We start from the raw sequence: 25,425 nt of genomic DNA, 5'->3' as shown, positions 1-25,425 counted from the left end.
GGGCCCCCCGCGCGTCCCACGGTGCCCGCAATCCCCGTGCCCACGCGGGGCCTTGGGGCCGCCGAACAGGCACGCTCCGACCACCGCCACGGGGCGGCCCCACCCCGCCGCGGCGACCCGCGCAGCCCGTCAGACGGTGTGGCGCCCGGCCTCCACCGACCCCCACTCGGTGTCCCTCATCATGTAGGGCTCGGGGGCCCGCTGAGCGGGCATCAGCGGCAGCGGCTCGGGGCGGGTGGAGCGGTCGTACCACTGGGCCCGGGTCTCGGTGCGCAGCGCGTTGTCCCGGAGCCGGTGGCGGAACAGCTGAGCCAGGTTGGACACTCCGTCGGACAGCGCGTTGAGCTTCACCTCGCCGCCGCGGAGCCGGTACTCGATCGGCACCTCCATGCAGCGAAAACCCTCGCGCACAGCGGCGTTCTTGATCTCCTGGGAGAAGCCCATGCCGTCGGAAGTGACTTTGAGGGTCTCCCAGATGTAGCGGCGGAACACCCACATCCCGCTCTGGGAGTCCTGTATCTCGCTCTTGAACAGCACACGGCTGACCAGGCTGAGGGCGCGATTGGCCACCGCGTGGGAGGGCTTCATCGCGGCGCGGTTCTCACGGCCGAGCCGGTTCGTGTTGAGGAACTCGACCTGGTGCTCGTCAACGATGCGCAGCAGTCGGGGGAGATCGTCGAAAGGATAGGTGCAGTCGGCGTCGCCCGTGGCGATCACATCGCCGGCCGCGGCCGCGATTCCCGCCTTGTAGGCGTTGCCGTAGCCCCGCAACGGCTGGTGGATCACCCGCGCGCCGTAGGACCGGGCGATCTCCCCGGTCCCGTCGGTGGAGCCGTTGTCCGCCACGATGACCTCGACGGCCCACCCCGTCGAGGTGAGCTCCTCGAGCGGGATCGTCGCGAAGACGTGCGGAAGGTTCTCGGCCTCGTTCAGGGCTGGTATGACGATGGACAAAGTGGACACAGCAGGCCCCCCGAGCTGGTGATATACACAGACGCCACCGCACGGGGCCCGGCATCCGTGCCCACACCCCCCGCCGAACCCTCCCATGGCTTCGGTCACTCTAAGCGACAATTAGCACACGGGAACCGCGGATATGGGATTGTAATCGAAAATCCCCGATCCCCACATGACAATTAACCTTCCGGGCTCCGCCACTTCACCAAAAGATCGCCACTACTACTCACAATTGACGGCTCATTAGTAAAAATCTGACGATTGCCGCCATTGTCACGCGGCATCCGTGCGCGGCCCATAAAACGATCACGGAACGACCGCGGACGCACCAGGGGCCCGCACCGCGTGCGGCGGTGCGGGCCCCTGGGGACGGTGACCGGTGACCGGTGACCGGACGTCAGCGGTGGTGCGTGGGCGAGACCGTGACCTCGACCCGCTGGAACTCCTTGAGCTCCGAGTAGCCCGTGGTGGCCATCGCCCGGCGCAGCGCGCCGAAGAAGTTCATCGAGCCGTCCGGGGCGTGCGACGGGCCGAGCAGGATCTGCTCGGTCGTGCCGGCTGTGCCGAGGTTCATCCGCTTGCCGCGCGGCAGTTCCTCGTGGGTGGCCTCCATGCCCCAGTGGAAGCCGCGGCCCGGGGCGTCCGTGGCGCGCGCGAGCGGCGAGCCCATCATCACCGAGTCGGCGCCGCAGGCGATCGCCTTCGGCAGGTCGCCGCTGGAACCGAAGCCGCCGTCCGCGATGACGTGGACGTAGCGGCCGCCGGACTCGTCCATGTAGTCCCGGCGGGCCGCCGCGACGTCCGCGACGGCGGTGGCCATCGGCACCTGGATGCCCAGCACGCTGCGCGTGGTGTGGGCCGCGCCGCCGCCGAAGCCGACCAGGACGCCCGCGGCGCCGGTGCGCATCAGGTGGAGCGCGGCGGTGTAGGTGGCGCAGCCGCCGACGATCACCGGGACGTCGAGCTCGTAGATGAACTGCTTGAGGTTCAGCGGCTCGTGCGAGCCGGACACGTGCTCGGCGGAGACCGTCGTGCCGCGGATCACGAAGATGTCGACGCCGGCGTCGACGACGGCCTTGGAGAACTGCGCGGTGCGCTGCGGGGAGAGCGCCGCGGCGGTGACCACGCCCGCGTCACGGACCTCCTTGATGCGCTGCCCGATCAGCTCCTCCTTGATCGGCGCCGCGTACAGCTCCTGCAGCCGCCGGGTCACGGAGGCGTCGTCCAGCTCGGCGATCTCGGCGAGCAGCGGCTCCGGGTCCTCGTAGCGGGTCCACAGACCCTCGAGGTTGAGGACGCCGAGGCCGCCGAGGTTGCCGATGCGGATCGCGGTCTCCGGGGAGACCACGGAGTCCATCGGCGCCGCCAGGAACGGCAGCTCGAAGCGGTAGGCGTCGATCTGCCACGCGATCGAGACCTCCTTCGGGTCCCGCGTACGGCGGCTCGGGACGACGGCGATGTCGTCGAATGCGTACGCCCTGCGGCCGCGCTTGCCCCGCCCGATCTCGATCTCAGTCACTGTCGCTATGCCTTTCCTCGTGTCCTGCCCGACCAGTATCCCAGTCAGGGCAGGCGAAAGCCCGCGACCGGGGAAGGCCGCGGGCTCTGCCGTGTCCGCTCCGCCGGGTGCGCCGCGCGCCGCGCGCTCCGCGCACCGCGCGGATCAGCGCCCGTGGTAGTTGGGCGCCTCGGTGGTCATCTGGATGTCGTGCGGGTGACTCTCCTTGAGGCCGGCCGCGGTGATGCGCACGAAGCGGCCCTTCTCCTTCAGCTCGGGGACGGTCGCCGAGCCGACGTAGCCCATGGAGGAGCGCAGACCACCGATGAGCTGGTGCGCCACCGCGGAGAGCGGGCCGCGGTAGGGCACCTGGCCCTCGATGCCCTCGGGGACGAGCTTGTCCTCGGAGAGCACGTTGTCCTGGAAGTAGCGGTCCTTGGAGTACGACCTGCCCTGGCCTCGCGACTGCATCGCGCCGAGCGAGCCCATGCCGCGGTACGACTTGAACTGCTTGCCGTTGATGAACATCAGCTCGCCCGGCGACTCCTCGCACCCCGCGAGCAGGCTGCCCAGCATCACCGTGTCCGCGCCGGCGGCGATCGCCTTGGCGATGTCGCCGGAGTACTGCAGACCGCCGTCGCCGATCAGCGGGACACCGGCCGGGCCGGCGGCCAGCGAGGCCTCGTAGATAGCGGTGACCTGCGGGGCGCCGACGCCGGCGACCACCCGGGTGGTGCAGATGGAGCCCGGGCCGACACCGACCTTGATGCCGTCGGCCCCGGCGTCGATCAGCGCCTGGGCGCCGTCGCGGGTGGCGACGTTGCCCGCCACCACGTCGATCCTGATGTTGGCCTTGACCTTGGCGACCATGTCGAGGATGCCGCGGCTGTGGCCGTGGGCGCTGTCGATCACCAGGAAGTCGGCGCCGGCCTCCACCAGCCGCTGGGCACGGAGGAACGCCTCGTCGCCGACGCCGACCGCCGCGCCGACCAGCAGCCGGCCCTCGGCGTCCTTGGCGGCGTTGGGGTACTTCTCCGCCTTGACGAAGTCCTTGACCGTGATGAGGCCCTTGAGCCGGCCCTCGTCGTCGACCAGCGGAAGCTTCTCGATCTTGTGTTTCCGCAGCAGTTCCATCGCCTCGATGCCGGAGATCCCGACCTTGCCGGTGACCAGCGGCATCGGCGTCATGACCTCGCGGACCTGGCGGGAGCGGTCGCTCTCGAAGGCCATGTCGCGGTTGGTGACGATGCCCAGCAGCTTGCCGGCGCCGTCGGTGACCGGGACGCCGCTGATGCGGAACTTGCCGCAGAGCGCGTCGGCCTCGGCGAGGGTGGCGTCCGGGTGCACGGTGATGGGGTCGCTGACCATGCCGGACTCGGACCGCTTGACCAGGTCGACCTGGTTGACCTGGTCGTCGACCGACAGATTGCGGTGCAGCACGCCCACGCCGCCCTGGCGGGCCATCGCGATGGCCATGCGGGCCTCGGTGACCTTGTCCATCGCCGCGGACAGCAGCGGGATGTTCACGCTGACGTTCCGGGTGACCCGGGAGCTGGTGTCCACCTGGTTCGGCACGACGTCCGAAGGCCCTGGGAGGAGAAGCACGTCGTCGTAGGTCAGTCCGAGCAGTCCGAACTTCTCGGCTACTCCGTCGGCGTTCAGCGTCATGACACCTTCCCCATGGTCTTGCCCAGCGAGATGTTCAATGCTAATGGCTCTCGCGGGAAACCTTTTCCGGCCGTGACGCCGGCCCGCGGGACGAAGACCCCGTACGGGACCGGAGCGGTGGGCTAGGCGCTCAGACCGCGGGCGGGCGCGGCTTCCTCCGCGAGCGCGCGCAGCCGGGACAGCGCCCGGTGCTGCGCCACCCGGACGGCCCCCGGCGACATCCCGAGCACCTGTCCGGTCTCCTCGGCGGTGAGCCCGACGGCGACCCGCAGCAGCACCAGCTCGCGCTGGTGCTCCGGCAGATTCGCCAGCAGGCCCTTCGCCCATTCGGCGTCGCTGCTCAGCAGCGCCCGTTCCTCCGGCCCGAGCGAGTCGTCCGGCTGCTCGGGCATCTCGTCGGAGGGCACCGCGGTCGAGCCGGGGCCGCGCATGGCCGCCCGTTGCAGGTCCGCGACCTTGTGGGCGGCGATGCCGAACACGAAGGCCTCGAAGGGCCGTCCCTGGTCGCGATAGCGCGGCAGCGCGCACAGCACCGCGAGGCACACCTCTTGGGCGAGGTCGTCCACGAAGTGGCGCGCGTCACCGGGCAGTCGCGACAGCCGGGTACGGCAATAGCGTTCGGCAAGCGGGTGCACATGGGCGAGCAGATCGTGCGTCGCCTGCTCGTCGCCCTCGACGGCTCGACGTACGAGAGCCCCTATGGCTGTCTCTGTGCCGGTGGCCTCGTCGCGCATCCGTCCATAGTGCCTCGCCGAAGCGCGCTCCGTGGCCTCAGGCGGGTGGTTGTGCTCCGAAGCGTTATGCGATGCGCCCTGTGGCGCGTTTCGAGGGACCGCACCGGCCGTAGTCATGTCATGCACCCGCCGCCCCGCCCGCCCGTGTCCCCGAGAGTCCATGCTCCAAGCATGCGCCCTCGGAGCGGAAACCGGTACGAGCGGGGCAGCCGCACAGCCGCCCCACAGCCCATCGGCCCCTCGCCGCTCAACTCGACGGCCTAGCGCACCAGGCCCCAGCGGAAGCCGAGCGCCACCGCGTGGGCCCGGTCCGAGGCGCCGAGTTTCTTGAACAGTCGCCGCGCGTGCGTCTTGACGGTGTCCTCGGAGAGGAACAGTTCCCGCCCGATCTCGGCGTTGGAGCGGCCGTGGCTCATGCCCTCCAGCACCTGGATCTCGCGCGCGGTGAGCGTCGGTGCGGCGCCCATCTCCGCGGAGCGCAGCCGGCGCGGTGCGAGCCGCCAGGTCGGGTCGGCGAGCGCCTGGGTGACCGTGGCCCGCAGTTCGGCGCGCGAGGCGTCCTTGTGCAGGTACCCGCGGGCACCGGCGGCGACGGCGAGCGCCACCCCGTCCAGGTCCTCGGCGACCGTGAGCATGATGATGCGGGCCCCCGGATCGGCGGACAGCAGCCGCCGCACGGTCTCGACACCGCCGAGACCGGGCATCCGGACGTCCATGAGGATGAGGTCCGAGCGGTCGGCGCCCCAGCGGCGGAGGACTTCCTCGCCGTTGGCCGCGGTCGTTACGCGCTCGACACCGGGCACGGTCGCGACCGCGCGGCGCAGCGCCTCTCGGGCAAGCGGGGAGTCGTCGCAGACGAGAACGGAAGTCATGACCGTCCTCCGCAGCTGATCCGCGTCACGTTGAGCCTCCAGGCTGTACGAATCGTCACTGGTGGGGCTGACGGTCTCGGGCACCTGCCCGATTCGTTCGGCCGCCAACCACTTCCGCACCTTCAACGACCCTCACTCGAAAGAGTTACGGAGTTTGGGGACGGTCTCCCGCACACTGCGTGCCCGCTTCGCCACGCACCAGCAACACCGCAGGTCGCGGCAGTGGACCCGATCGCAAAGGAAGCACTTCGGGCGCCCGGTTGCAGGACACCCACCCGCCGACCGGGGGGTCAATGTCAGATTTTGCCTGTTTGGCGGCTTTTTACCCGCATGGCGGGAGTTCGTTGGCGATTTTGTGATGAATCATATTTACATCTACTTGGACAGTAGATGTACCGTCGACATCACCTCCCGCAGAGCGTCTGGAGCGTCGCCTGGGAGGCAGTCCCGTGCAGCCCACCTCTCGAGGAGATGAGCAATGGCAGACTTCTCCCGCCTCCCGGGCCCCAACGCAGACCTCTGGGACTGGCAGCTGATCGCCGCCTGTCGTGGTGTGGACAGCTCGCTGTTCTTCCATCCGGAGGGAGAGCGCGGTGCGGCCCGGAGCGCGCGTGAATCGGCCGCCAAGGAGGTGTGCATGCGCTGTCCCGTGCGCGCCGAGTGCGCGACCCACGCGCTGACGGTCCGCGAGCCCTACGGGGTCTGGGGCGGGCTCACCGAGGACGAGCGCGAGGAGATGATGGGCCGGTCCCGCAACCGGGTCATGAGCTCGCACGCCGCCGGCGGACACTGAGCGCCGGGGCCCCACCCACTGAGGAAACGTTTCCCTCTGCGGCCACCTCCGCGTCACGGCGCGGGCCGTGACCGGTCGGCACCGAAATGGGCTCCCATGGACTTCGGAGCCCGCCGGCCCCAGGCTGAGGAGCCATGGACCTCACCGGGGAATTCACACTGGATGCCGGGATCACCTACCTGAACACCGCGTCGGCGGGCGTCGGCCCGCGCCGGGCCGTCGACGTACTGCGCACCGCTGTGACGGCCTGGTCCGACGGCAGCGACGACTGGGTGCGCAACGAACTCGTCCTGAACACCACGCGCGCCGCCTACGCCCGGCTGACCGGGGTCGCGGCGGACCGGGTCGCCGTCGGCTCCTCCGTCACCACCCATGTCGGGATGATCGCCGGGGGCCTTCCGCCGGGCGCCGAAGTCGTCCTCGCGGAAGGCGACTTCAGCTCCCTGGTCAACCCCTTCGCCTCCCGCCCCGACCTCACGCTGCGCACCGTTCCCCTGGAGGGCCTGGCCGACGCCGTACGTCCCACCACCGCGCTGGCCGCCGTCAGCGCGGTGCAGTCCGCGGACGGGCGCGTCGCCGACCTCGCCGCGGTGCGCGAGGCCGCGGACCGGCACGGGGCGCGCGTGCTGGTCGACGCGACGCAGGCGGTCGGCTGGCTGCCGCTGGCCGCGGGGGCCTTCGACTACGTGGTCTGCGGCGGCTACAAGTGGCTGCTGGCCCCGCGCGGGGTCTCCTTCCTGACCGTGCGGGAGGGTGCCGAGGACGGACTGTCGCCGCACTTCGCCGGGTGGTACGCGGCGGAGGACCCCTGGGACGACTGCTACGGGCCGGTGGCCCGGCTCGCCCGCTCCGCGCGGCGCTTCGACGTGCTGCCGCCGTTCCTGCCGTACCTGGCCGGCTCGGCCTCGCTCGGGCTGATCGAGGAGGTGGGCGTGGAAGCGATCGGCGCCCATGACACCGCGCTGGCCGAGCGCTTCCGGGAGGGGCTGCGCGAACTCGGCCACAAGGCCGTGCCGCCGGGCGCGCGGCGCTCCGCGATCGTGGCCGTCCCGGGTCTCGGGGACGCGGCGGAGCGGCTGGCCGCGGCCGGCATCCGCCTCTCGGTCCGCGCCGGCAACCTGCGGGCCGCCTTCCACCTGTACAACACCGAGGCGGACGTGGACCTGCTGCTGCGCGTGCTCGCGCGATGAGCCGGAAAACGCCTGGCCGTGCGCCGGGCGCCCGCCTACGGTCGGAGGATGGACGTGCGCTCGGTCAACGTGGGACGTCCCCGGCCGAACCCCTGGAAGGGCACCGGCGTCACCGGCATCGACAAGCGGCCCGTGACGGGCCCGGTGGCCGTGACCGCACCGGGCCCCAAGGGCACCGGCGCGGTGGGCCTGGCCGGCGACCGGGTGTACGACGTGGAACACCACGGCGGCACCGACCAGGCCGTCCACGCCTACGCGCGCGAGGACCTGGACGGCTGGGAGCGCGAGCTGGGCCGGGAGCTGCGCGACGGGATGTTCGGGGAGAACCTGACGACCCTCGGCGTGGACGTCAACGGAGCGCTGATCGGCGAGCGTTGGCGGGTCTGCGGCCCGGGAGGCGCGGTCCTGGAGGTGTCCTGCCCGCGCGTCCCCTGCGGCACCTTCCAGGGCTGGCTGAACGAGGGCGGCCGGCTCCGGACGTTCACCCGCGCCGCGCTGCCCGGCGCCTACCTGCGGGTGGCCGAGCCGGGCCGGATCCGCGCGGGCGACCCGGTGGAGATCGCCCACCGCCCGGACCACGAGGTGACCGTGGCGCTGGTCTTCCGGGCGGTCACCCTGGGAACCCGGCCTGCTCCCCTCGCTGCTCGCGGCGGACGCGCTCCCGGAGGAGATCCGGACGGCGGCGCGCAGTCGCACACGGTCCCACTAGCCTGCCCCGCATGACGACTTCACTCATCACGGGAGCCACCGCGGGCCTCGGCGCCGCCTTCGCACGCCGGCTCGCGAGCGACGGCCACGCCCTCGTCCTCGTCGCACGCGACGAGCAGCGGCTGGAGGACCACGCCGCCGAACTGCGCCGCACCTACGCGGTGACCGTGGAGGTGCTGCCCGCCGACCTGTCGACGGACAAGGGCATCGAGGCGGTCGAGGCCCGGCTGGGCGACCGTGAGCGGCCGGTCGGCGTGCTCGTCAACAACGCGGGCTTCGGCAACCGCGGTGTCTTCGGCGACGTGCCGATGGCCGACGAGCTGACCATGCTCAAGGTGCACTGCGAGGCCGTGCTGCGGCTGACCGGCGCGGCGGCCGCGGCCATGAAGGAGCGCCGGCGCGGCTTCGTCGTCAACGTGGCCTCGGTGGCGGCGTTCGTGCCGCGCGGCACCTACGGCGCGAGCAAGGCGTGGGTGGTCAGCTTCACCCGGGGCGCGGCCCGCGAACTGTCCGGCAGCGGGGTGCGGCTGATGGCACTGTGCCCCGGCTTCGTGCGCACCGAGTTCCACGAGCGGGCCGGCATCGACACCGGCAGCATCCCCGGCTGGGCGTGGCTGGACGCCGACAAGGTGGTCGCCGCGGCCATCCGCGACCTGGCCCGAGGCCGCACGCTCAGCGTGCCCGACCCGCGCTACAAGGCCGCGGCGCTCGCCGCCAAACTCGCCCCGAGCGGGGCCTTCGGCGCGGTCTCGGCGTCGGCCGGCCGCCGCTTCGGTCCCGTCTACCCCCGGGACTGACGGGCCGGCGCGGGGCGGAGCCCGGCGGCCGGCGGCGGAAAAGGCCGAAGGCCCCCGTTCCCGGTGCGGGAGCGGGGGCCTTCGGGCGCACTCAGTGGGAGTGGCCGTGACCGTGGCCGTGACCGGCCTCGGCGGGCTCCTCCTCCTTCTTCTCCACCACGAGGGTCTCGGTGGTGAGAAGCAGGGAGGCGATGGAGGCGGCGTTCTCCAGGGCGGAGCGGGTGACCTTGACCGGGTCGATGACGCCGGCCTTCACCAGGTCGCCGTACTCGCCGGTCGCGGCGTTGAAGCCGTGGCCCTTCTCCAGCTCGGCGACCTTGGAGGTGATGACGTAGCCCTCCAGGCCGGCGTTCTCGGCGATCCAGCGCAGCGGCTCGACCGCGGCGCGGCGGACGACCGCGACACCGGTGGCCTCGTCGCCGGACTTGCCGAGGTTGTCCTCCAGCACCTTGACGGCGTGGACGAGCGCGGAGCCACCACCGGAGACGATGCCCTCCTCGACCGCGGCGCGGGTCGCGGAGATGGCGTCCTCCAGACGGTGCTTCTTCTCCTTGAGCTCGACCTCGGTGGCCGCGCCGACACGGATGACGCACACGCCGCCGGCCAGCTTGGCGAGGCGCTCCTGGAGCTTCTCGCGGTCCCAGTCGGAGTCCGTGGTGGTGATCTCGGCCTTGATCTGGTTGATCCGGCCCTCGATCTCCGAGGAGTCGCCCGAGCCGTCGACGACGGTGGTCTCGTCCTTGGTGACGGTCACGCGGCGGGCGTTGCCGAGCACGTCCAGGCCGACCTGGTCGAGCTTGAGGCCGACCTCCTCGGCCACGACGGTCGCGCCGGTGAGGGCGGCGATGTCGCCCAGCATGGCCTTGCGGCGGTCACCGAAGCCGGGGGCCTTGACCGCGACCGCGTTGAAGGTGCCGCGGATCTTGTTGACCACCAGGGTGGACAGGGCCTCGCCCTCGACGTCCTCGGCGATGATCAGCAGCGGCTTGGAGGCGCCCGCCTGCAGCACCTTCTCCAGCAGCGGGAGCAGGTCCTGGATGGAGGAGATCTTGCCCTGGGTGATGAGGATGTACGGGTCCTCCAGGACGGCTTCCTGGCGCTCCGGGTCCGTCACGAAGTACGGCGACAGGTAGCCCTTGTCGAAGGCCATGCCCTCGGTGAAGTCCAGCTCCAGACCGAAGGTGTTGGACTCCTCGACGGTGATGACACCGTCCTTGCCGACCTTGTCGATCGCCTCGGCGATCAGCTCGCCGACCTGCTTGTCCTGGGCGGACAGCGCGGCGACGGCGGCGACGTCGTCCTTGCCCTCGATCGGGCGGGCCGACGCGAGCAGCTCGTCCGAGACGGCCTTGACGGCGGCGTCGATGCCCTTCTTCAGGGAGGCGGGGGACGCGCCGGCGGCGACGTTGCGCAGGCCCTCGCGGACCAGCGCCTGGGCGAGCACGGTGGCGGTGGTGGTGCCGTCACCCGCGATGTCGTTGGTCTTGGTCGCCACCTCCTTCACCAGCTGCGCGCCGAGGTTCTCGTACGGGTCGTCGATCTCGACCTCACGGGCGATGGTCACGCCGTCGTTGGTGATGGTCGGGGCGCCGAACTTCTTGTCGATGACGACGTTGCGGCCCTTGGGGCCGATCGTCACCTTCACGGTGTCGGCGAGCTTGTTGACTCCACGCTCAAGGGCGCGACGCGCGTCCTCGTCGAACTTCAGGATCTTGGCCATACCGGCGGAATTCCTCGTCTTTGGGTTCTCGTCAAAGACCGCGCCCCGGGCCCCCGGTCCGTGCGAGGACTCGGTGTGCCCGGGGCGTGGTCACGGCATTTCTCGGTTACGAGCGGCGCCGGATTTACTTCTCGACGATCGCGAGGACGTCGCGAGCCGAGAGGACGAGGTACTCCTCGCCGCTGTACTTGACCTCGGTGCCGCCGTACTTGCTGTACAGCACGATGTCGCCGACCTTGACGTCGAGCGGGATGCGGTTGCCGTCCTCGAAGCGACCCGGACCGACGGCCAGGACGACGCCCTCCTGGGGCTTCTCCTTGGCGGTGTCCGGGATGACCAGGCCGGAGGCGGTGGTCTGCTCGGCATCCAGCGGCTGGACCACAATGCGGTCCTCGAGCGGCTTGATGGCAACCTTGGTGCTGGCGGTCGTCACGATCCGACCTCCCCCTTCAAAGGGCTCACGGGAGTGTCTGTCTGGGGTGGCGACCTGGTAGGCCCGTCGTCGCGGGTGCCGGACCTGCCCGTCGCTTTGTTGTTGGCACTCGGCATGGCTGAGTGCCAGGTCCGAGATTATGACGCGCTTAGCACTCGGTCAAGCGGAGTGCCAATGCCACGCCGGACGCGCCGTGCCGAGGGCGCCCAGAGCGGCCAGTGTGAAGCCGTCCCGCAGCTCGCCGGCGCGGACCGCCGCGGCGATCTCGGCCCGGCTCCACCAGCGTGCGCCCTCGACCTCGCCGTCCCCCGCGGCGCCGGGGACCAGGACGGCGTCCGCGGGGACGGCGACCTCCACGACGGCGACCTCGTTCTCCAGCATCCCGGAATCCACGTCCATGCGGGCCAGGACGGTCGCGGAGGTGCCCACCAGACCGGTCTCCTCGGCGAGTTCGCGCAGCGCGTCGGCGGCCGGGTCGGTCTCGCCGAAGCCGCGCGGCAGCTCCCAGGCCCAGCGGCCCACCGCCGGGCGCCACTGCCGGACCATCAGCACGTCCTGGCCGCGCAGCGCGAGCACCACGACCCCGGTGCGTCCGCCGCCGACCCGTACGCGGTGCACTTCCATCTCCGCGCCGGAGGCCGCCCGGTAGCTGTCGAGGTGGACCTCGCACCACCGGCCGCCCTGCGCGTCGCGGTACGCCGTACGGGTCCCGGTACGCGTCGCCTCGTGGTCCATCAGGCCGTCCTCCCCCGGGCTCCGGGCAGCTCGATCACGTCGTACCGCCCGCGGTAGCCCCGCAGGCGCGGCAGCCCGGCGGTCACGGCCGCCACGAGCACGGGGGCGAGCACCCCGGCCGCGCCGGAGGCGAACACCCCGAGGACGTCCTGGCCGAGCACGCCCGCGGCCAGGCTCAGCCCGCCGCCGGCGACCGCCTCGGCCCCCACGCCGCGCACCGCCCGCCCGATCCGCTGGATGCGGGTCACCGGCACCTCCGCCCCACGACCCCGCAGCGGCTCCTTCGTGCGCCCGCCCAGCAGGTCTCCGACCTCCTGGAGGGCGGTGATGTCGTGGTGCTCCCACCAGGCCCGCAGCGCGTCCGCGGCGTCGTCGGTGAAGCGCTGCCACTGCGCCGAGGTCATCAGGCCGAACCGGAGCTCGAAACGGGTCGGAAAGGACACCAGCGGTGTGCGGGCGGCGAGTTCGGCGACCTGTCCGCGGTCCACGCCGTGCCGGGCGGCGGGCAGGCCGAGGGAGCATCCCTCGCCGGCCGCGATGGCCCGGTAGTACGTCGCGTCGAACGCCTCGCGCAGCGTCGCGGCGTCCGCCCGCACGGCCGGGTCGGCGGAGTGCAGGAGAGGGTCCAGGCGCGCGTACAGGCGGCTGCGGCTCGGCATGCCGCCCGCGTCCAGGGCGCCGCCGGTCCACTCGGCCAGCACCGCGCGCGCCTCGTCGCTGCCCAGGTCCCCGGCGCGCGGCGGGGGCTGCACGGCGTACGCCGTCGCGTAGTCGGCCGGGACCAGGGGGCTGACCTCCACCTGGCCCCGAGCGGCCGCCTCCAGCCAGTCGCCCCACCGCGCGACCACCCGGTGCCGCAGCGCGGTACCCAGGACCCCGGTGGCGGCCAGCAGCCGGTCGGCGGCGGCCACCGGCCCGGCGTCGGCGAGCAGCGCGGCCGCGGCGGAGGGGTCCGCGCGGGAACCCAGCTCCCGTTGCAGCCGCAGGCACTGCTCCTCGGACAGCGGCAGCGAGGAGAACAGGAAACCCGTCGACAGCAGGGCGACCAGCTGGCCGGGCAGGTCCGCGTCACGGGCGTTCACCCGGATCGGCAGCATCGCCCCGCCGCCCACCGCGCGAAGCGCCAGTTCGTCCATCAGCTCGCGCGGCCGCAGCACGTGGAAGGCGGCGCCGTCGAGCAGTTGCGCGTACACCAGGAACAGCGAGCCGCCCTGGACGACCTCCCAGCGCAGCCGCCCGAGCAGTTCGGCCCGCCCCTGCGCGTCCAGCCGCTCGGCCGGCACGGCCCCGCCGCCGGGCGCGTACGCGCCGAGCGTGGCCCGCTGCCGGACGCTGTCCCATGCCGTGCTCAGCACGGCCGCCGCTGCCATCCGTCCGCCCCCTCGCCGCCGGTCGGGGCCCAGTCCAGCAGACACCGGTGGCGCGGGACAATGGACGGCGTGGATCTCGACGCGTTCTCCGCCCTGCTGACCGACGAGGGGCAGCGGCTGCTGGCCGGCCTCCGCGACTACGACCCCGCGGACGAGATCGCCACCGCGACCCGGCTGCGGCGCGAGCACGACGCGGCGCTGGTCTCGGCGGCGCTCACCCAGGCGCGGCTGCGGCAGCGGGCGGAGGCGAAGTTCGGCGCGGACGCGTACGCGATGTACTTCACCCCCAACGGCGTGGAGCAGTCGACGCGGGCGTCGGTGGCGCGGCACCGGGCGGAGCGGTTCGCGGCCCTCGGCGTGCGGAGGCTGGCCGACCTGTGCTGCGGGATCGGCGGCGACGCGATCCCGCTGGCGCGGGCCGGGGTGCACGTCCTCGCGGTCGACCGCGACCCCCTGACCTGCGCGGTGGCGCGGGCCAACGCGCGGGCGCTGGGGCTCGCGGAACGCATCGACGTGCGCTGCGCCGACGTCACGGAGGTGGGGACGGACGGCTGCGACGCGGTCTTCGTCGACCCGGCCCGGCGCGGGGGACGCGGCAGGATCTTCGACCCCGAGGCGTACTCCCCGCCGCTGTCATGGGCCGTGACGGCGGCCCGCGGGGCACCGCTGGCGGCGCTGAAGGTCGCGCCCGGCATCCCGCACGAGGCGGTGCCGCAGGACGCGGAGGCGGAGTGGGTCTCCGACCACGGCGACGTGAAGGAGGCCGTGCTCTGGTTCGGCACGGACTCCGGCGCCCGGCGGGCGACGCTGCTCCCCTCCGGCGCCTCACTGCCCGCCGCCGGCCTGCCCGACCCCGCGGTGCGCCCGGTCGGGCGCTGGCTGTACGAGCCCGACGGCGCGGTCATCCGGGCCCACCTCGTCGCGGACGTCGCGGCCCGGGTCGGGGGCGGCCTGATCGACGAGACCATCGCCTACGTCACCTCGGACGAGCGGCACAGCACGCCGTACGCCTCCGCGTACGAGATCACCGACGTGCTGCCGTTCAGCCTCAAGCGGCTCAAGGCGCTGTTGCGCGAACGGGAGGTGGGCGTGCTCACGGTCAAGAAGCGGGGCTCCGCGGTCGAGCCGGAGGAACTGCGCCGCCGGGTCAGGGCCCAGGGGCCCAACGCGGCGACGGTCTTCCTGACGCGGGTCGCGGGTGCGCCCAGCATGCTGCTCGGGGCGCCCGCGCCCTCGCCGTGACCTCCCGGCCCTCCCCGCCCTCCCGCCCGGGTGCCCTGTGAAGTCAGGTACCCCGGCGCGCGTGCGGGGTGGGCCGGGTGCGGGGCCTCCGGGGCCGGCCATTCTGGACAGCACATTTAGGTGCCTCACGCACGCTCAACTGATCACCCCGGGTCATGCACCCAAATATGCTCCACAGTCCAGAACACCCACCCTCCCCCAGCCTCCGGCCGGGGGTGCCCCCACCACCCCCGCCCCCTCCGTAGTTGCGAGCGCCTGATCCCCGTGGGGGTAGAAGCGGCACCGTGCTCGGGCCACCGTTGGCGCAGCGCCGTCCAAGGGCGCAGCCGTCACCGCCGGCAGAACCCCCACCGGCCGTCAGTTCGCCACGCCGACCCGGGAGGGGGCGTGGCGGGGTGCCCCGCTGGGGGAGGGAGGGCGGGGAGCAAGCCTCCCCGCACAGCCCGCGCAGCGCACCCGCACATGGGGTCAGGCCAACGCCTCGAAGCGCCAGCGGTGGACGGCCCGCAGGGCCAACCCCTCCTCCGGCTCGGGGAGTTCCGGAAGCTCCGCGTCGTACGGCGCCTCCCACCACGTGATCACCAGCACCCGGTCCCGCGGCGCGGAAAAGGTCTCCCGGCGCAACGGTGCGGGCGTCAGCGTCTGCGCACGGACCCACGCGAGGAGTTCGGGCCCGCGGCCCTCCACGGCGCGGGCCTCCCACATCAGGGCGACGGTCATGACGAGTAGAGGTTGTCCTTGCTGAGCTCGTGCACGTGATCGTGATCGTGCGTGTGCCCCGGCACGGACACCTCCGTGACGAGCAGCGAGGAGTCCGCGGGCAGGTCCCACGTCGAGGAGGGGCGGCCGCGGGCCACCATCTCCGCCCCGAGCGCCGCCACCATGGCTCCGTTGTCGGTGCAGAGCTTGGGCCGCGGCACGCGCAGGATGATGCCCGCGTCGTCGCACCGCTCCTGGGCCAGCGAGCGCAGCCGGCTGTTGGCCGCGACACCGCCGCCGACCATGAGGTGGTCGACGCCGTTGTCCTTGCAGGCGCGGATCGCCTTGCGCGTCAGCACGTCCGCCACGGCCTCCTGGAAGGACGCGGCGACGTCCGCGACGGGCACGTCCTCGCCCTCCCGGCGCTTGGACTCGATCCAGCGGGCCACGGCGGTCTTCAGCCCGGAGAAGGAGAAGTCGTACAGCGGGTCCCGCGAGCCGGTCAGGCCGCGCGGGAAGCGGATCGCGGCCCGGTCGCCCTCGCGCGCGACGCGGTCGATGGCCGGGCCGCCGGGGAAGCCGAGGCCCAGCACGCGGGCGACCTTGTCGAAGGCCTCGCCCGCCGCGTCGTCGATGGTCGCGCCGAGCGGCCGCACGTCGCCGGTGATGTCGGGCGCCAGCAGTAGCGAGGAGTGCCCGCCGGAGACCAGCAGCGCCATCGTGGGCTCCGGCAGCGCGCCGTGCTCCAGCTGGTCGACGCAGATGTGCGAGGCGAGGTGGTTCACGCCGTACAGCGGCTTGCCGAGGGCGTAGGCGTACGCCTTGGCGGCCGAGACGCCGACCAGGAGCGCGCCCGCCAGGCCCGGGCCGGCGGTGACGGCGATGCCGTCCAGGTCGGAGGCGGCGACGCCGGCCTCCTTCAGCGCGCGCCGGATGGTGGGGACCATCGCCTCCAGGTGGGCGCGGCTGGCGACCTCGGGGACGACGCCGCCGAACCGGGCGTGCTCGTCCACGCTGGACGCGACCGCGTCGGCCAGCAGGGTGTGACCGCGCACGATGCCGACACCGGTCTCGTCGCAGGACGTCTCGATGCCGAGGACAAGGGGCTCGTCAGCCATGGGTCGTCTCAGTTCCTTGTAGACCTGGTGTTTCTCGTGTGTCCGCCGCCCCGGGCGCCGCCGTCAGGTCGGCGAGCCGCATGACGAGGGCGTCGACGTTGCCGGGCTGGTAGTAGCCGCGCCGGAAACCGATCGGCTCGAAGCCGAAGCGCTCGTACAGCCGCTGGGCGCGGACGTTGTCGACCCGCACCTCCAGCAGCACCTCGTGGCACTCGAACGCGGTGGCCTGGTGCAGCAGTTCGCGCAGCAGGCGGGCACCGAGCCCGGTGCCCCACTGGTCGCGGGCGGTGGCGATGGTCTGCACGTCGCCGGTGCCGGCCACGGCGGCCAGACCCGCGTAGCCGACCACGCGGCCGTCCGCCTCCTCGGCGACGACGTAGTGCCGGGTCGCGGCCGGGTGCCGGGCGTCGGCGAGTTCGGACCAGAACATGCCGCGCGACCAGGCGTCGTCGGGGAAGAGCGCGTCCTCCAGCCCCATCACCGGGTCCAGGTCCCACCAGCGCATCTCGCGCAGTACGGCGGTCACTTCGGCAGGACCGCCTTGTAACCGGCCGGCACCTGCGCGTCGGGGCGGCGCAGATAGAGCGGCAGCGGGGGGAGGAAGTCCTCGCCCTCGGCCAGCTTCGCCGCGGCCAGCGCGGCCAGCGCGGCGGCGGACTGGTCGGCGGGCGGGCGGACGTCGGTGAAGACGCCCGGGTACAGCGCGGCGCCCGCGCCCACCGCGGGCAGGCCCGCGACGCGCTCGGCGATGTCGGCCGGGTGGTCCACCGCCGGGTCGCCGACCCGGCCGCGCGGGCCCTCGTAGCGGGCCCAGTAGACCTCCTTGCGGCGGGCGTCGGTGGCCACGACGAAGGGGCCGTCGATCCCGGCCGCGTAGGCGAGGCCGTCCAGGGTGCACAGCCCGTGCACGGGCACACCGAGGACGTCCCCGAAGGAGGCGGCGGTCACGAGGCCCACGCGCAGTCCCGTGTACGGGCCGGGGCCGACGCCGACCACGAGCCCGGTCAGGGCGGCCGGCTCGGCGCCCGCCTCGCGCAGCACGCGGTCCACGGCGGGCATCAGCAGTTCGCCGTGCCTGCGCGCGTCGATCTCCGTCGACTCGGCGAGCACGCGGTGCCCGTCGTGCAGGGCGACGGTCACGGCGGGGGTGGCGGTGTCGAAGGCAAGCAGCAGCACGCGTTCAGCCTACGGCGTTCACCGGGGCGGCCCTGCCGCCACCGGGGTCCCGGCCGGTACGGGGGCGGTGCTCGGATCCCGCTCGCACCGGCTGCTAACGTCAACCTGAGCCTGACGCCCCACTTCCGGAGGACCCCGTGGCAAGGATCGGTTCAGGGACGATCGTGACCGGCCTGACCGCGGCCGCCCTGGCCGCGGTCGGCGTGCTCGCCGTCCAGGCCTCCAGCTCCGCCACGGAGGTGGCCGCCGGCGGCGCCGCGGTGTCCACGGACAACGGCAGCGCCTCGCCCTCGAGCGGCGCCTCCGCCGCTCCCGGCAAGAAGCACGAGCTGCCCGCCGCCTCCGGCAGCGGCCGCCGCGTGGTGTACTCGCTGCGCCAGGACCGCGTGTGGCTGGTGGGCGACGCGGGCGCGGTGAGCCGCACCTACGTGGTGGTCCCGGGCACGGTGGACCCCGACCCGGGGACGTACGACGTGACCACGCGCAGTGCCAGCGGCACCGGCGGCGACGGGGTCCCGATCGAGCACGTGGTGCGTTTCGCGTCGGTGGACAACGTGGTCGTCGGCTTCAGCGCCGCGCGCGACGGCTCGCTGCCCGGCAAGCCCGACCCCTCGCAGCAGACCGGCGGCATCCGCGAGAAGCGCAAGGACGGCGCGGCGCTGTGGACCTTCGCCACGATCGACACCAAGGTCGTCGTCGTCCGCTGACAGCACGCGGAAATCACCCGACCGGATGAACGGCCGACCAGTCCTAGGCCGCGTCGGCCTCCGGGGCCGTGGTCCCGGCTCCGCCGGCGGTCCGTGCGTCCGGGTCGTCGGGCGCCGCGGGCTCGTCCGGTGACTTCGGCGGCGTGCTGACCGCGTTCGCCGCGGCACACGCGGCGAGCAGGGCCTGCACCGAGTAGCCCGGCTCCGGCTCCGGCACCTTGTGGGCCGACATGGTTGCCTCCTGGGGCGGGGGGCGGTGTGGTCCGAGGGGCTGAAGGTTAGGCAGCCCTAACTTCTCCTCGCACCACCAGAAGAACACGTGACCCGTGCCCGGCGCAACATCTTCCCGACACCTTGTCGGAACGGCTACTCCCCCAGCGCCGCCAGGTCCTCCCCGGCCCAGCGTGCGCCGACGCCGGTGACGACCACCTCGCGCACGTCGTGGTCCTCCTGCCCGTTCCCGGACGCGACCTCGCCGACGGCGCGGTGGATCACCAGCTGCAGACGGTCCTCGGAGAGCTCCTCGACCTTGCCCTCGCCCCATTCGACGACCACGACCGACTCCGGGAGCGAGACGTCGAGGTCCAGGTCCTCCATCTCGTCCAGCCCGCCGGCGAGCCGGTACGCGTCCACGTGCACCAGCGCCGGCCCGCCGGTCAGCGACGGGTGGACCCGCGCGATGACGAAGGTCGGCGACGTCACCGCGCCGCGCACGCCCATGGCCTCGCCCAGGCCCCGGGTCAGTGTCGTCTTGCCCGCGCCCAAGTCCCCGCTGAGCAGGACCAGATCACCCGCCCGCAACAGCGGCGCGAGGCGCTGCCCCAGCTCCCGCATCCGCTCGGGGGTCTTGACGACGACCCGGACCGCTTCCTTGCCGATGGCTTCCATGCCCATGGGCCCGAATGCTACGCGCCGCCGGAGACCGCGTGCCCCGAGCGATCCTGCTGCCGCGGCACGCCCGGCCGGGCCGCGGCCAGCTCGCGCAGCGCCTGCGGAACGGGGGCGCGCGAGGCGTCCGCCGCCTCCGCGAGCACCGCGGCGAGGTGCGTGTTGACCAGGTCCGGCTGCTCCAGCATCACCAGATGGCCCGCGCCGGGAACGACCACCAGCTCGGTGTCGGGCAGCCGCTCGGCGATGGCCCTGCTGTGCTCACTCGGTGTCAGCAGGTCCTTGTCCCCGGCGAGCACCAGTCCGGGCAGGCCGTCCAGGACGTCCAGCGCCTCGCTCTTCTCGTGCTCGGTGAAGGCCGGGTAGAACTCGGCGACCACGTCGATCGGCGTCGACTCGATCATCCGCTCGGCGAACCGCGCGACCGCCGGATCGACGTCCGAGCCGAACGAGTAGCGCTTGATGATCCCGGCGAAGAGGTCGGCCGTCGCCCGCCGCCCGCGTTCCACCAGGTCCACCTGGGTGCCCAGGATCCGCAGCACCCCCGGCGCCAGCGCCCGCAGCGCCCGCGCCCCCGCCGCCGGCAGGCCCAGCGTCACACTGGCGAGCTTGCCGGAGGACGTGCCGACGAAGGCGAAGCCCACCACGCGCTCCCGGACGAACTCGGGGAACTGGTCGGCCAGCGCCATGACCGTCATGCCGCCCATGGAGTGCCCGACGAGCACCACCGGGCCCTCGGGGACGGCGGCGTCGACGACCTGCTTCAGGTCGCGGCCGAGCTGGTCGATGGTGGCGGGCTCGCCGCCCGCCTGGTCGTTGCCGCGCGCGGAGCGGCCGTGGCTGCGCTGGTCCCAGTACACGGCGCGCACCGTGCCGCGCAGGGCCGCGCGCTGGAAGTGCCAGGAGTCCTGGTTGAGGCAGTAGCCGTGGCTGAAGACCACGGTGAGCGGGGCGTTCTGCCCGCCGCGCCGGAACAGCCCCCAGCGGCGGGCCGGCGGGACCGGGTCGGCGACGGCCGGATCGGCCTCCTCGACCTCGTAGTACAGCTCGGTGCCGTCCTCGGCGGCCACCCGCCCCGGCATCCCGCGCAGGGACCCGTAGGGTCCGGCCACATCGAGGGCGAGCCGCGCGCGCCGGCGCATGCCGCGGCCGACGGTGACGCGCTCCAGCGCCACCCCGGCGGCGGCACCCGCCGCGACGACGCCGATGGCCGCACCGGCTATCCCGGCGTGGCGCCAGCGGCCGGACGGCAGCACCCCGCCAGAACCGCCCGTCACGGCCTCCGCGACCGCCTCCGCGGCCCCGGCCACCGCCTCGGCCGCCGCCACCGCTCTCCCCGCCGTGTTACCGCTCTCGGACCCGCTCATGTCGTCTTCGCTGCTTCCCCTCGGCTACGCGGTTACGTACCCACGTAGACGCGCGGCACCCGGCTCCCGATCCGGGTGACGATCTCGTACGCGATGGTGCCGGCGGCACGCGCCCAGTCCTCGGCCGTCGGCTCACCGCGGTCGCCCGGGCCGAACAGCACGGCCTCGTCGCCGGCCTCGGCGTGGTCGCCGCCGAGATCCACGACGAACTGGTCCATCGCCACCCGGCCCGCGGCGGTCCGCCACTTGCCCGCCACCAGCACCGGCCCGGTGCCCGAGGCGTGCCGCGGGACGCCGTCCGCATAGCCGAGGGGGACGAGGGCGAGCGTGGTGTCGCCCGGTGTCGTGTAGTGGTGGCCGTAGCTGACGCCGTGGCCGCCCGGCACCCGCTTGACCGAGGCCAGGCGGGCGGAGAGCGTCATCACCGGCCGCAGCCCGAACTCCTCCGGGCCGCCGACCTGCGGGATCGGCGAGATCCCGTACATCGCCACGCCCGTCCGCACGAGGTCGAAGTGCGCCTCGGGCAGGGTGAGCGTCGCCGGGGAGTTGGCCATGTGCCGGACCTCCGGGCGCAGCCCGGCGCTCTCGGCGGCCTCCAGCGCGGCATGGAAGACAGCCAGCTGCGCGGCGTTGGCGGGGTGCCCGGGCTCGTCGGCGCACGCGAAGTGCGACCACAGTCCGGTCACTTTGACCAGCCCGGCCTCCTCGGCGGCCCGGGCCGCGGCCACCAGGTCCGCCCAGTCCCCGGGCTGGGCGCCGTTGCGGCCCAGTCCGGTGTCCGCCTTGAGCTGCACCCGCGCGGTACGGCCGGCGGCCTCGGCCGCCGCGGCCGCCGCGCGGAGCGCCCACAGGCCGCTGACCGTCACGTCGAGGCCGGCCTCGACCGCGTCGCGCCACGGCCCGTTCGGCGTCCACAGCCAGCACAGCACCGGCGCGGTGATCCCCGCGGCGCGCAGTGCGAGCGCCTCCTCGGGGGTCGCGGCGCCCAGCCAGGCGGCGCCGGCCTCCAGCGCCGCCCGCGCGGACGGGACCATCCCGTGGCCGTAGGCGTCCGCCTTGACCACGGCCATCAGCCCGGAGCGGGGCGCGCGGGCGCGCAGAGCCTCGACGTTCGACCGCAGTGCGGCGAGATCGATCGTGGCCTGGGCGCGCAGATTTGTCTCATCCATCGCGCCCAGTGTCTCAGGCCCGCCCGCTGCCCCCGTCACGTGCCGGATTTGTGCCCGAAGACATGCACCTGGTCGTGCAGCTTCAGCACGTTCCACAGCCGTCCCGCGTCGGGTGTGGACAGGTTGACGCAGCCGTGCGAGCCCGGCGCGCGGTAGACGCTGCCGGTGATGGCGTGCAGGGCCTGGCCGCCGCTGAAGAACTGGCTGAACGGCATGGGGGCGTCGTAGATGTCGGACACGTGGTCACGGTGGCGCCAGTAGACCTTGAAGCGCCCGGTGCGGGTCGCGAAGCCCGTACGGCCGCTGCGCATCGAGACGGGCCCGAAGACCACGTTCGTCGCGCTGGTCTGCACCCACAGGATCTGCCGGGTGAGGTCCACGCACGCCACGCGCTGCCCCTTGGGCGGCGTCAGGCACTGGCGGCCCGCGTTCGGGCCCTGCCGGATGGCCAGGTCCAGGCGCAGGTGGCCGAAGGTGGTGGGCCCGGCGAACCCGGTGTCGGGCAGGATCTCGCTCGCCTGCTGGTAGCGCTGGATGGCGTAGCAGTCGTCCTCCGACTGCCTGCCGTCCACCGGCAGCCCCAGCAGCCTCTCCACGTCCCGCTGGTACGGGCCGGCGAGCGGCGTGCAGTACGGCGACAGACGGCCCGCGGCGGCCTCGTCGGGAGGCAGCCACTCGACCTGCTGCGGGTCGATGGGCGCCTGCTCCTCCTCGGCCTCCTCCTCGTCGTAGTCGCCGCGGTTCTCCTCGGCGTCGTGCGAGTGGTCCACGTGCTTGGGCGGCAGACCCTGGTCCGGGGTGTCGGCGGGCCCCGGCAGGTCGTACTGCTGGAACGGAACCCCCGCGACGTAGTCCTCGAGCTTCACGGGGTGGTGATCATCGGCGGAGGCCGTCGTCCCTGTGCCCAGAGCGGACAGGACGACCAGGGCGGCGGTGCACAACCGCGCCCCCCGGCAGGCGTACGTTCTTCCCATGCCTTGACGCATAGACGCGACGTCGCCCGCCGGAACACTCCGCGGGCGGACTCCACCCGTTTCGCCCAGCTACGATCTGACGCTCCGCCAGGCATCGGGGACCGCGGCGGCCACGTCGTGCGCCGCGATCGGGGCCCCCACCGCACCGGAGGCGATGCGCGCCGCGAGGCCGTGCAGATACGCGCCGGCGGACGCGGCGTCACGTGCCGTGAGGCCCGCGGCGAGCAGCGAGCCGGTGATGCCCGAGAGCACGTCCCCGCTGCCGGCCGTGGCCAGCCACGGTGTCCCCGTCGGATTGACCCGGACCGGCACGGCCGCATCCGGTGCCGCCACGAGCGTCGTGGAACCCTTCAGCAACGCCGTCGCGCCGAACTCCGCCGCCAGTCGCCGTACGAAGACCATCCGGGCCGCCTCGACCTCCTCCCGGGCCACGCCCAGCAGCGCGGCCGCCTCGCCCGCGTGCGGGGTCAGCACGGTGGGCGCGGAGCGCTCGCGCACGGCCGCGCGGTCCAGCAGGCGCAGCCCGTCCGCGTCCACGAGCACCGGGACGTCGGAGGCGACCACGTCCTCCACGGACCGCCGCGCCTCCGGCCCGTCGCCGAGCCCCGGGCCCACCACCCACGCCTGCACCCGGCCCGCCTTGTGCGGCGGCCCCGCCGACACCAGCGCCTCCGGGAAGCGCGCGATGACCGCCCGCGCTCCCGGCCCCACGTACCGCACGGCCCCCGCGCCGGCGCGCAGCGCGCCCGCCACCGCGAGGACGGCGGCTCCGGGGTAGCGCTCCGACCCCGCGACGACACCGACCACACCGCGGCGGTACTTGTCGCTCTCGGCCGAGGGGTGCGGCAGCAGCGCCGCCACGTCCGCGTGCTGCAACGCCTCCAGGTCCGGGGCGGGCGGGTCCAGCCCGATGCCGATCAGGCGCAGCGCGCCGGCGTACTCGGCGGCGGGGTCGACGAGCAGGCCCGGCTTGTACGTACCGAACGTCACCGTCATGTCGGCCCGGACCGCCGCCCCGCGCACCTCTCCGGTGTCCGCGTCCACCCCGCTGGGCAGGTCGACGGCGACCACGATCGCGGGCGCCGCGTGCGCGGCCTCCGCCAGCGGCACCGCCTCCGGGCGCAGTCCGCCCTTGCCGCCGATGCCCACGATGCCGTCCATGACGAGGTCGGCGCGGTGGATCAGCGCCTCGGCGTCCACCTCCCGCGGGGTCACGGCCCGGCCGCCCGCGGCGCGCAGGGCCGCCAGTCCTCCGGGGTGGGCCTTCTCGGGGGCGAGCAGGACGGCGGTCACGCCCGCCCCGCGCCGGGCGAGCCGCGCGCCCGCGTACAGGGCGTCGCCGCCGTTGTCGCCGCTGCCGGTCAGTACGACGACGCGGGCGCCGTACGCGCCGCCGCCGAGCGCTGTCGCGCAGGCCGCGGCGAGGCCTGCGGCGGCGCGCTGCATCAGTGCGCCCTCCGGCACCCGGGACATGAGCTCGCGCTCGGCGGCCCTGACGTTCTCCACGCTGTGCGCAACCCGCATGTGCCCCATGTTCCCATCGCCGCCCCGATGTTGCGCGGGGTGGCCGCATGTGCCTGTTTTCCCCCGCCCGCCCGCCCGTGTGCCCCAGGAAGTCTGGGCGCCCCGGCGCGCGTGCGGGGTGGGCCGGGTGCGGGGCCTCCGGGGCTGGCCATTCTGGACAGCACATTTAGGTGCCTCCGGCACCTGCCGTTGATCACCCCGGGTCATGCACCCAAATATGCTCCACAGTCCAGAACACCCACCCTCCCCCAGCCTCCGGCCGGGGGTGCCCCCAACTCCCCCGCCCCCTCCGTTTCGTCATGCGCCTGATCCCCGGTGGGTGGTATTGGACGGCACGATGCTCGGGCCAACCGCTGGCGCCACGCAATCCGGGGGCCCAGCCGTCACCGCCGACAGGACCCCCACCGGCCGTCAGTTCGCCACGCCGACCCGGGAGGGGGCGTGGCGGGGTGCCCCCGCTGGGGGAGCGACAAGCGGAGACTGCGGGGTCCGATGCCGGACAATCTGGGGCCAAACCGCGAGCGCCGAGGTGGGGGCACCTCCCAGCGGTAGCTGGGGGCGCACCCCGGCGCGGCACCGACCCCCACACGAACAGAGCGCAGGCCCGCACTTACCGCGCCGGGTTGGGGGCACCCCCGGCCGAAGGCTGGGGGAAGGAGGGCGGGGAACAATCCTCCCCGCACAGCCCGCGCAGCGCACCCGCAGGCCGGGCGCTAGCCCTCCGCGATGACGACCGCCGACGCGACCCCCGCGTCATGACTGAGCGAGACGTGCCAGACCCGCACCCCCCGAGCCTCCGCCGCCGCCGCCACCGTCCCCCGCACGACGAGGCGGGGCTGCCCCGAATCCTCCGTGACGACTTCCGCGTCCGCCCAGTGGAGCCCCCCCGGGGCTCCCAGCGCCTTCGCGACCGCCTCCTTCGCGGCGAAGCGCGCCGCGAGGGAGGCGGTGCCGCGACGCGCCCCGCTGGGAAGGTGGAGTTCGCCGGGGAGGAAGAGCCGCTCGGCCAGGCCGGGCGTGCGCTCCAGGGACTCCCCGAAGCGGTCGATCTCCGCCACGTCGATGCCCACCCCGATGATCACACGG

25 protein-coding genes and 1 pseudogene are annotated in these 25,425 nt (G+C 73.5%); 6 read left to right on the top strand and 20 right to left on the bottom strand.

The genetic code is table 11. From position 1 onward, the window contains the following. Positions 1-129 precede the first annotated feature (129 nt). The 5 genes from ACIP98_RS30680 to ACIP98_RS30660 form a co-directional block, all read right to left on the bottom strand. Positions 130-963 (bottom strand): glycosyltransferase family 2 protein, encoded by an 834-nt coding sequence (locus ACIP98_RS30680; protein WP_401979009.1) that lies wholly within the window; start codon positions 961-963, stop codon positions 130-132. Between the two features lie 391 nt (positions 964-1,354). Then, on the bottom strand, positions 1,355-2,476 hold the full coding sequence (locus ACIP98_RS30675; protein WP_319658535.1) for a GuaB3 family IMP dehydrogenase-related protein: 1,122 nt from the start codon (positions 2,474-2,476) through the stop codon (positions 1,355-1,357). A gap of 144 nt (positions 2,477-2,620) precedes the next feature. Beyond that, on the bottom strand, positions 2,621-4,123 hold the full coding sequence (guaB, locus tag ACIP98_RS30670; RefSeq protein ID WP_319658534.1) for an IMP dehydrogenase: 1,503 nt from the start codon (positions 4,121-4,123) through the stop codon (positions 2,621-2,623). A 122-nt stretch (positions 4,124-4,245) separates the two neighbouring features. Beyond that, positions 4,246-4,857, bottom strand: coding sequence for a sigma-70 family RNA polymerase sigma factor (locus ACIP98_RS30665; RefSeq protein WP_319658533.1), 612 nt, complete (start codon positions 4,855-4,857; stop codon positions 4,246-4,248). Between the two features lie 260 nt (positions 4,858-5,117). Then, complete coding sequence (locus ACIP98_RS30660) at positions 5,118-5,729, bottom strand: response regulator transcription factor (protein WP_003948568.1); 612 nt, start codon at positions 5,727-5,729, stop codon at positions 5,118-5,120. Between the two features lie 478 nt (positions 5,730-6,207). On the opposite strand from ACIP98_RS30660, the gene ACIP98_RS30655 reads away from it, so the two are divergent. From ACIP98_RS30655 to ACIP98_RS30640, 4 genes and pseudogenes are all read left to right on the top strand, one after another. After that, on the top strand, positions 6,208-6,522 hold the full coding sequence (locus ACIP98_RS30655) for a WhiB family transcriptional regulator (protein ID WP_319658532.1): 315 nt from the start codon (positions 6,208-6,210) through the stop codon (positions 6,520-6,522). Positions 6,523-6,656: 134 nt separating this feature from the next. Continuing rightward, positions 6,657-7,712, top strand: a complete 1,056-nt coding sequence (locus tag ACIP98_RS30650) for an aminotransferase class V-fold PLP-dependent enzyme (RefSeq protein ID WP_401979007.1) — start codon at positions 6,657-6,659, stop codon at positions 7,710-7,712. Between the two features lie 48 nt (positions 7,713-7,760). Next, positions 7,761-8,421 (top strand): annotated as a pseudogene (locus ACIP98_RS30645) (MOSC domain-containing protein). Between the two features lie 10 nt (positions 8,422-8,431). After that, positions 8,432-9,217, top strand: a complete 786-nt coding sequence (locus ACIP98_RS30640; RefSeq protein ID WP_319658529.1) for an SDR family oxidoreductase — start codon at positions 8,432-8,434, stop codon at positions 9,215-9,217. Between the two features lie 91 nt (positions 9,218-9,308). Here the strand turns inward: ACIP98_RS30640 and groL are convergent, their stop codons facing one another. The 4 genes from groL to ACIP98_RS30620 form a co-directional block, all read right to left on the bottom strand. Continuing rightward, positions 9,309-10,937 (bottom strand): chaperonin GroEL, encoded by a 1,629-nt coding sequence (groL, locus tag ACIP98_RS30635; RefSeq protein ID WP_319658528.1) that lies wholly within the window; start codon positions 10,935-10,937, stop codon positions 9,309-9,311. 124 nt (positions 10,938-11,061) lie between these two features. Beyond that, positions 11,062-11,370, bottom strand: coding sequence for a co-chaperone GroES (gene groES, locus ACIP98_RS30630; protein WP_018562788.1), 309 nt, complete (start codon positions 11,368-11,370; stop codon positions 11,062-11,064). Positions 11,371-11,529: 159 nt separating this feature from the next. Further along, positions 11,530-12,105, bottom strand: coding sequence for an NUDIX hydrolase (locus tag ACIP98_RS30625; protein ID WP_319658527.1), 576 nt, complete (start codon positions 12,103-12,105; stop codon positions 11,530-11,532). After that, entirely contained in the window at positions 12,105-13,475 is a 1,371-nt protein-coding gene (locus ACIP98_RS30620) for a hypothetical protein (RefSeq protein WP_401979005.1), read from the bottom strand. The genes ACIP98_RS30625 and ACIP98_RS30620 overlap by 1 nt, the downstream gene beginning before the upstream one ends. Positions 13,476-13,535: 60 nt before the next feature. On the opposite strand from ACIP98_RS30620, the gene ACIP98_RS30615 reads away from it, so the two are divergent. Next, the gene (locus ACIP98_RS30615) at positions 13,536-14,717 is read left to right on the top strand and encodes a methyltransferase domain-containing protein (RefSeq protein WP_401979004.1); all 1,182 of its coding nucleotides are present in this window, start codon (positions 13,536-13,538) and stop codon (positions 14,715-14,717) included. Positions 14,718-15,185: 468 nt separating this feature from the next. Here ACIP98_RS30615 and ACIP98_RS30610 read toward each other — a convergent pair whose 3' ends face one another. Genes ACIP98_RS30610 through tsaB form a run of 4 tightly spaced genes read right to left on the bottom strand, consistent with a single transcriptional unit; the run spans position 15,186 to position 17,710 of the window. After that, the gene (locus ACIP98_RS30610) at positions 15,186-15,437 is read right to left on the bottom strand and encodes a hypothetical protein (RefSeq protein WP_401979002.1); all 252 of its coding nucleotides are present in this window, start codon (positions 15,435-15,437) and stop codon (positions 15,186-15,188) included. After that, a complete protein-coding gene (gene tsaD / locus ACIP98_RS30605) occupies positions 15,434-16,534 on the bottom strand; it encodes a tRNA (adenosine(37)-N6)-threonylcarbamoyltransferase complex transferase subunit TsaD (protein ID WP_401979000.1) in 1,101 nt (366 codons plus the stop codon). The genes ACIP98_RS30610 and tsaD overlap by 4 nt, the downstream gene beginning before the upstream one ends. Further along, positions 16,527-17,039: a ribosomal protein S18-alanine N-acetyltransferase gene (gene rimI, locus ACIP98_RS30600; RefSeq protein WP_319658812.1), complete on the bottom strand. Its 513-nt coding sequence runs from the start codon at positions 17,037-17,039 to the stop codon at positions 16,527-16,529. Before rimI ends, tsaD begins: the two co-directional genes overlap by 8 nt. A gap of 17 nt (positions 17,040-17,056) precedes the next feature. After that, positions 17,057-17,710 (bottom strand): tRNA (adenosine(37)-N6)-threonylcarbamoyltransferase complex dimerization subunit type 1 TsaB, encoded by a 654-nt coding sequence (tsaB, locus tag ACIP98_RS30595; RefSeq protein WP_319658522.1) that lies wholly within the window; start codon positions 17,708-17,710, stop codon positions 17,057-17,059. A 137-nt stretch (positions 17,711-17,847) separates the two neighbouring features. Between tsaB and ACIP98_RS30590 the strand changes: the two genes are divergently transcribed. Beyond that, positions 17,848-18,417, top strand: a complete 570-nt coding sequence (locus ACIP98_RS30590; RefSeq protein WP_401978998.1) for a hypothetical protein — start codon at positions 17,848-17,850, stop codon at positions 18,415-18,417. A gap of 43 nt (positions 18,418-18,460) precedes the next feature. Here the strand turns inward: ACIP98_RS30590 and ACIP98_RS30585 are convergent, their stop codons facing one another. The 7 genes from ACIP98_RS30585 to ACIP98_RS30555 form a co-directional block, all read right to left on the bottom strand. After that, positions 18,461-18,649 carry a hypothetical protein gene (locus ACIP98_RS30585; protein WP_319658520.1) on the bottom strand — a complete coding sequence of 63 codons (189 nt, stop codon included), beginning with the start codon at positions 18,647-18,649 and terminating at the stop codon, positions 18,461-18,463. Between the two features lie 134 nt (positions 18,650-18,783). Continuing rightward, the gene (gene tsaE, locus ACIP98_RS30580; RefSeq protein ID WP_319658519.1) at positions 18,784-19,311 is read right to left on the bottom strand and encodes a tRNA (adenosine(37)-N6)-threonylcarbamoyltransferase complex ATPase subunit type 1 TsaE; all 528 of its coding nucleotides are present in this window, start codon (positions 19,309-19,311) and stop codon (positions 18,784-18,786) included. Between the two features lie 11 nt (positions 19,312-19,322). Then, positions 19,323-20,672 (bottom strand): alpha/beta fold hydrolase, encoded by a 1,350-nt coding sequence (locus ACIP98_RS30575; protein WP_401978997.1) that lies wholly within the window; start codon positions 20,670-20,672, stop codon positions 19,323-19,325. 32 nt (positions 20,673-20,704) lie between these two features. After that, positions 20,705-21,841 carry an alanine racemase gene (gene alr / locus ACIP98_RS30570; RefSeq protein WP_319658517.1) on the bottom strand — a complete coding sequence of 379 codons (1,137 nt, stop codon included), beginning with the start codon at positions 21,839-21,841 and terminating at the stop codon, positions 20,705-20,707. Positions 21,842-21,876: 35 nt separating this feature from the next. After that, the gene (locus tag ACIP98_RS30565) at positions 21,877-22,815 is read right to left on the bottom strand and encodes a L,D-transpeptidase (protein WP_319658516.1); all 939 of its coding nucleotides are present in this window, start codon (positions 22,813-22,815) and stop codon (positions 21,877-21,879) included. Between the two features lie 69 nt (positions 22,816-22,884). Then, positions 22,885-24,339 carry an NAD(P)H-hydrate dehydratase gene (locus ACIP98_RS30560; protein WP_319658515.1) on the bottom strand — a complete coding sequence of 485 codons (1,455 nt, stop codon included), beginning with the start codon at positions 24,337-24,339 and terminating at the stop codon, positions 22,885-22,887. Between the two features lie 713 nt (positions 24,340-25,052). Beyond that, complete coding sequence (locus ACIP98_RS30555) at positions 25,053-25,421, bottom strand: holo-ACP synthase (RefSeq protein ID WP_319658514.1); 369 nt, start codon at positions 25,419-25,421, stop codon at positions 25,053-25,055. Positions 25,422-25,425: the final 4 nt, after the last annotated feature.

Origin of the sequence: Streptomyces sp. NPDC088354 (assembly GCF_044753585.1) — a bacterium.
Lineage (GTDB): Bacteria > Actinomycetota > Actinomycetes > Streptomycetales > Streptomycetaceae > Actinacidiphila.
Note: the sequence above shows the minus strand (reverse complement) of the source record. Positions and strands in the feature narration are given on the sequence as shown.

Excerpts from the sequence above, each read along its gene's own strand:
- guaB (WP_319658534.1), bottom strand. The coding sequence starts at position 4,123 with ATGACGCTGAACGCCGACGGAGTAGCCGAGAAGTTCGGACTGCTCGGA.
- ACIP98_RS30665 (WP_319658533.1), bottom strand. The coding sequence starts at position 4,857 with ATGCGCGACGAGGCCACCGGCACAGAGACAGCCATAGGGGCTCTCGTA.
- ACIP98_RS30660 (WP_003948568.1), bottom strand. The coding sequence starts at position 5,729 with ATGACTTCCGTTCTCGTCTGCGACGACTCCCCGCTTGCCCGAGAGGCG.
- ACIP98_RS30655 (WP_319658532.1), top strand. The coding sequence starts at position 6,208 with ATGGCAGACTTCTCCCGCCTCCCGGGCCCCAACGCAGACCTCTGGGAC.
- ACIP98_RS30650 (WP_401979007.1), top strand. The coding sequence starts at position 6,657 with ATGGACCTCACCGGGGAATTCACACTGGATGCCGGGATCACCTACCTG.
- ACIP98_RS30640 (WP_319658529.1), top strand. The coding sequence starts at position 8,432 with ATGACGACTTCACTCATCACGGGAGCCACCGCGGGCCTCGGCGCCGCC.
- groL (WP_319658528.1), bottom strand. The coding sequence starts at position 10,937 with ATGGCCAAGATCCTGAAGTTCGACGAGGACGCGCGTCGCGCCCTTGAG.
- ACIP98_RS30625 (WP_319658527.1), bottom strand. The coding sequence starts at position 12,105 with ATGGACCACGAGGCGACGCGTACCGGGACCCGTACGGCGTACCGCGAC.
- ACIP98_RS30620 (WP_401979005.1), bottom strand. The coding sequence starts at position 13,475 with ATGGCAGCGGCGGCCGTGCTGAGCACGGCATGGGACAGCGTCCGGCAG.
- ACIP98_RS30615 (WP_401979004.1), top strand. The coding sequence starts at position 13,536 with ATGGACGGCGTGGATCTCGACGCGTTCTCCGCCCTGCTGACCGACGAG.
- ACIP98_RS30610 (WP_401979002.1), bottom strand. The coding sequence starts at position 15,437 with ATGACCGTCGCCCTGATGTGGGAGGCCCGCGCCGTGGAGGGCCGCGGG.
- tsaD (WP_401979000.1), bottom strand. The coding sequence starts at position 16,534 with ATGGCTGACGAGCCCCTTGTCCTCGGCATCGAGACGTCCTGCGACGAG.
- rimI (WP_319658812.1), bottom strand. The coding sequence starts at position 17,039 with ATGCGCTGGTGGGACCTGGACCCGGTGATGGGGCTGGAGGACGCGCTC.
- ACIP98_RS30585 (WP_319658520.1), bottom strand. The coding sequence starts at position 18,649 with ATGTCGGCCCACAAGGTGCCGGAGCCGGAGCCGGGCTACTCGGTGCAG.
- tsaE (WP_319658519.1), bottom strand. The coding sequence starts at position 19,311 with ATGGGCATGGAAGCCATCGGCAAGGAAGCGGTCCGGGTCGTCGTCAAG.
- ACIP98_RS30575 (WP_401978997.1), bottom strand. The coding sequence starts at position 20,672 with ATGAGCGGGTCCGAGAGCGGTAACACGGCGGGGAGAGCGGTGGCGGCG.
- alr (WP_319658517.1), bottom strand. The coding sequence starts at position 21,841 with ATGGATGAGACAAATCTGCGCGCCCAGGCCACGATCGATCTCGCCGCA.
- ACIP98_RS30565 (WP_319658516.1), bottom strand. The coding sequence starts at position 22,815 with ATGGGAAGAACGTACGCCTGCCGGGGGGCGCGGTTGTGCACCGCCGCC.
- ACIP98_RS30560 (WP_319658515.1), bottom strand. The coding sequence starts at position 24,339 with ATGCGGGTTGCGCACAGCGTGGAGAACGTCAGGGCCGCCGAGCGCGAG.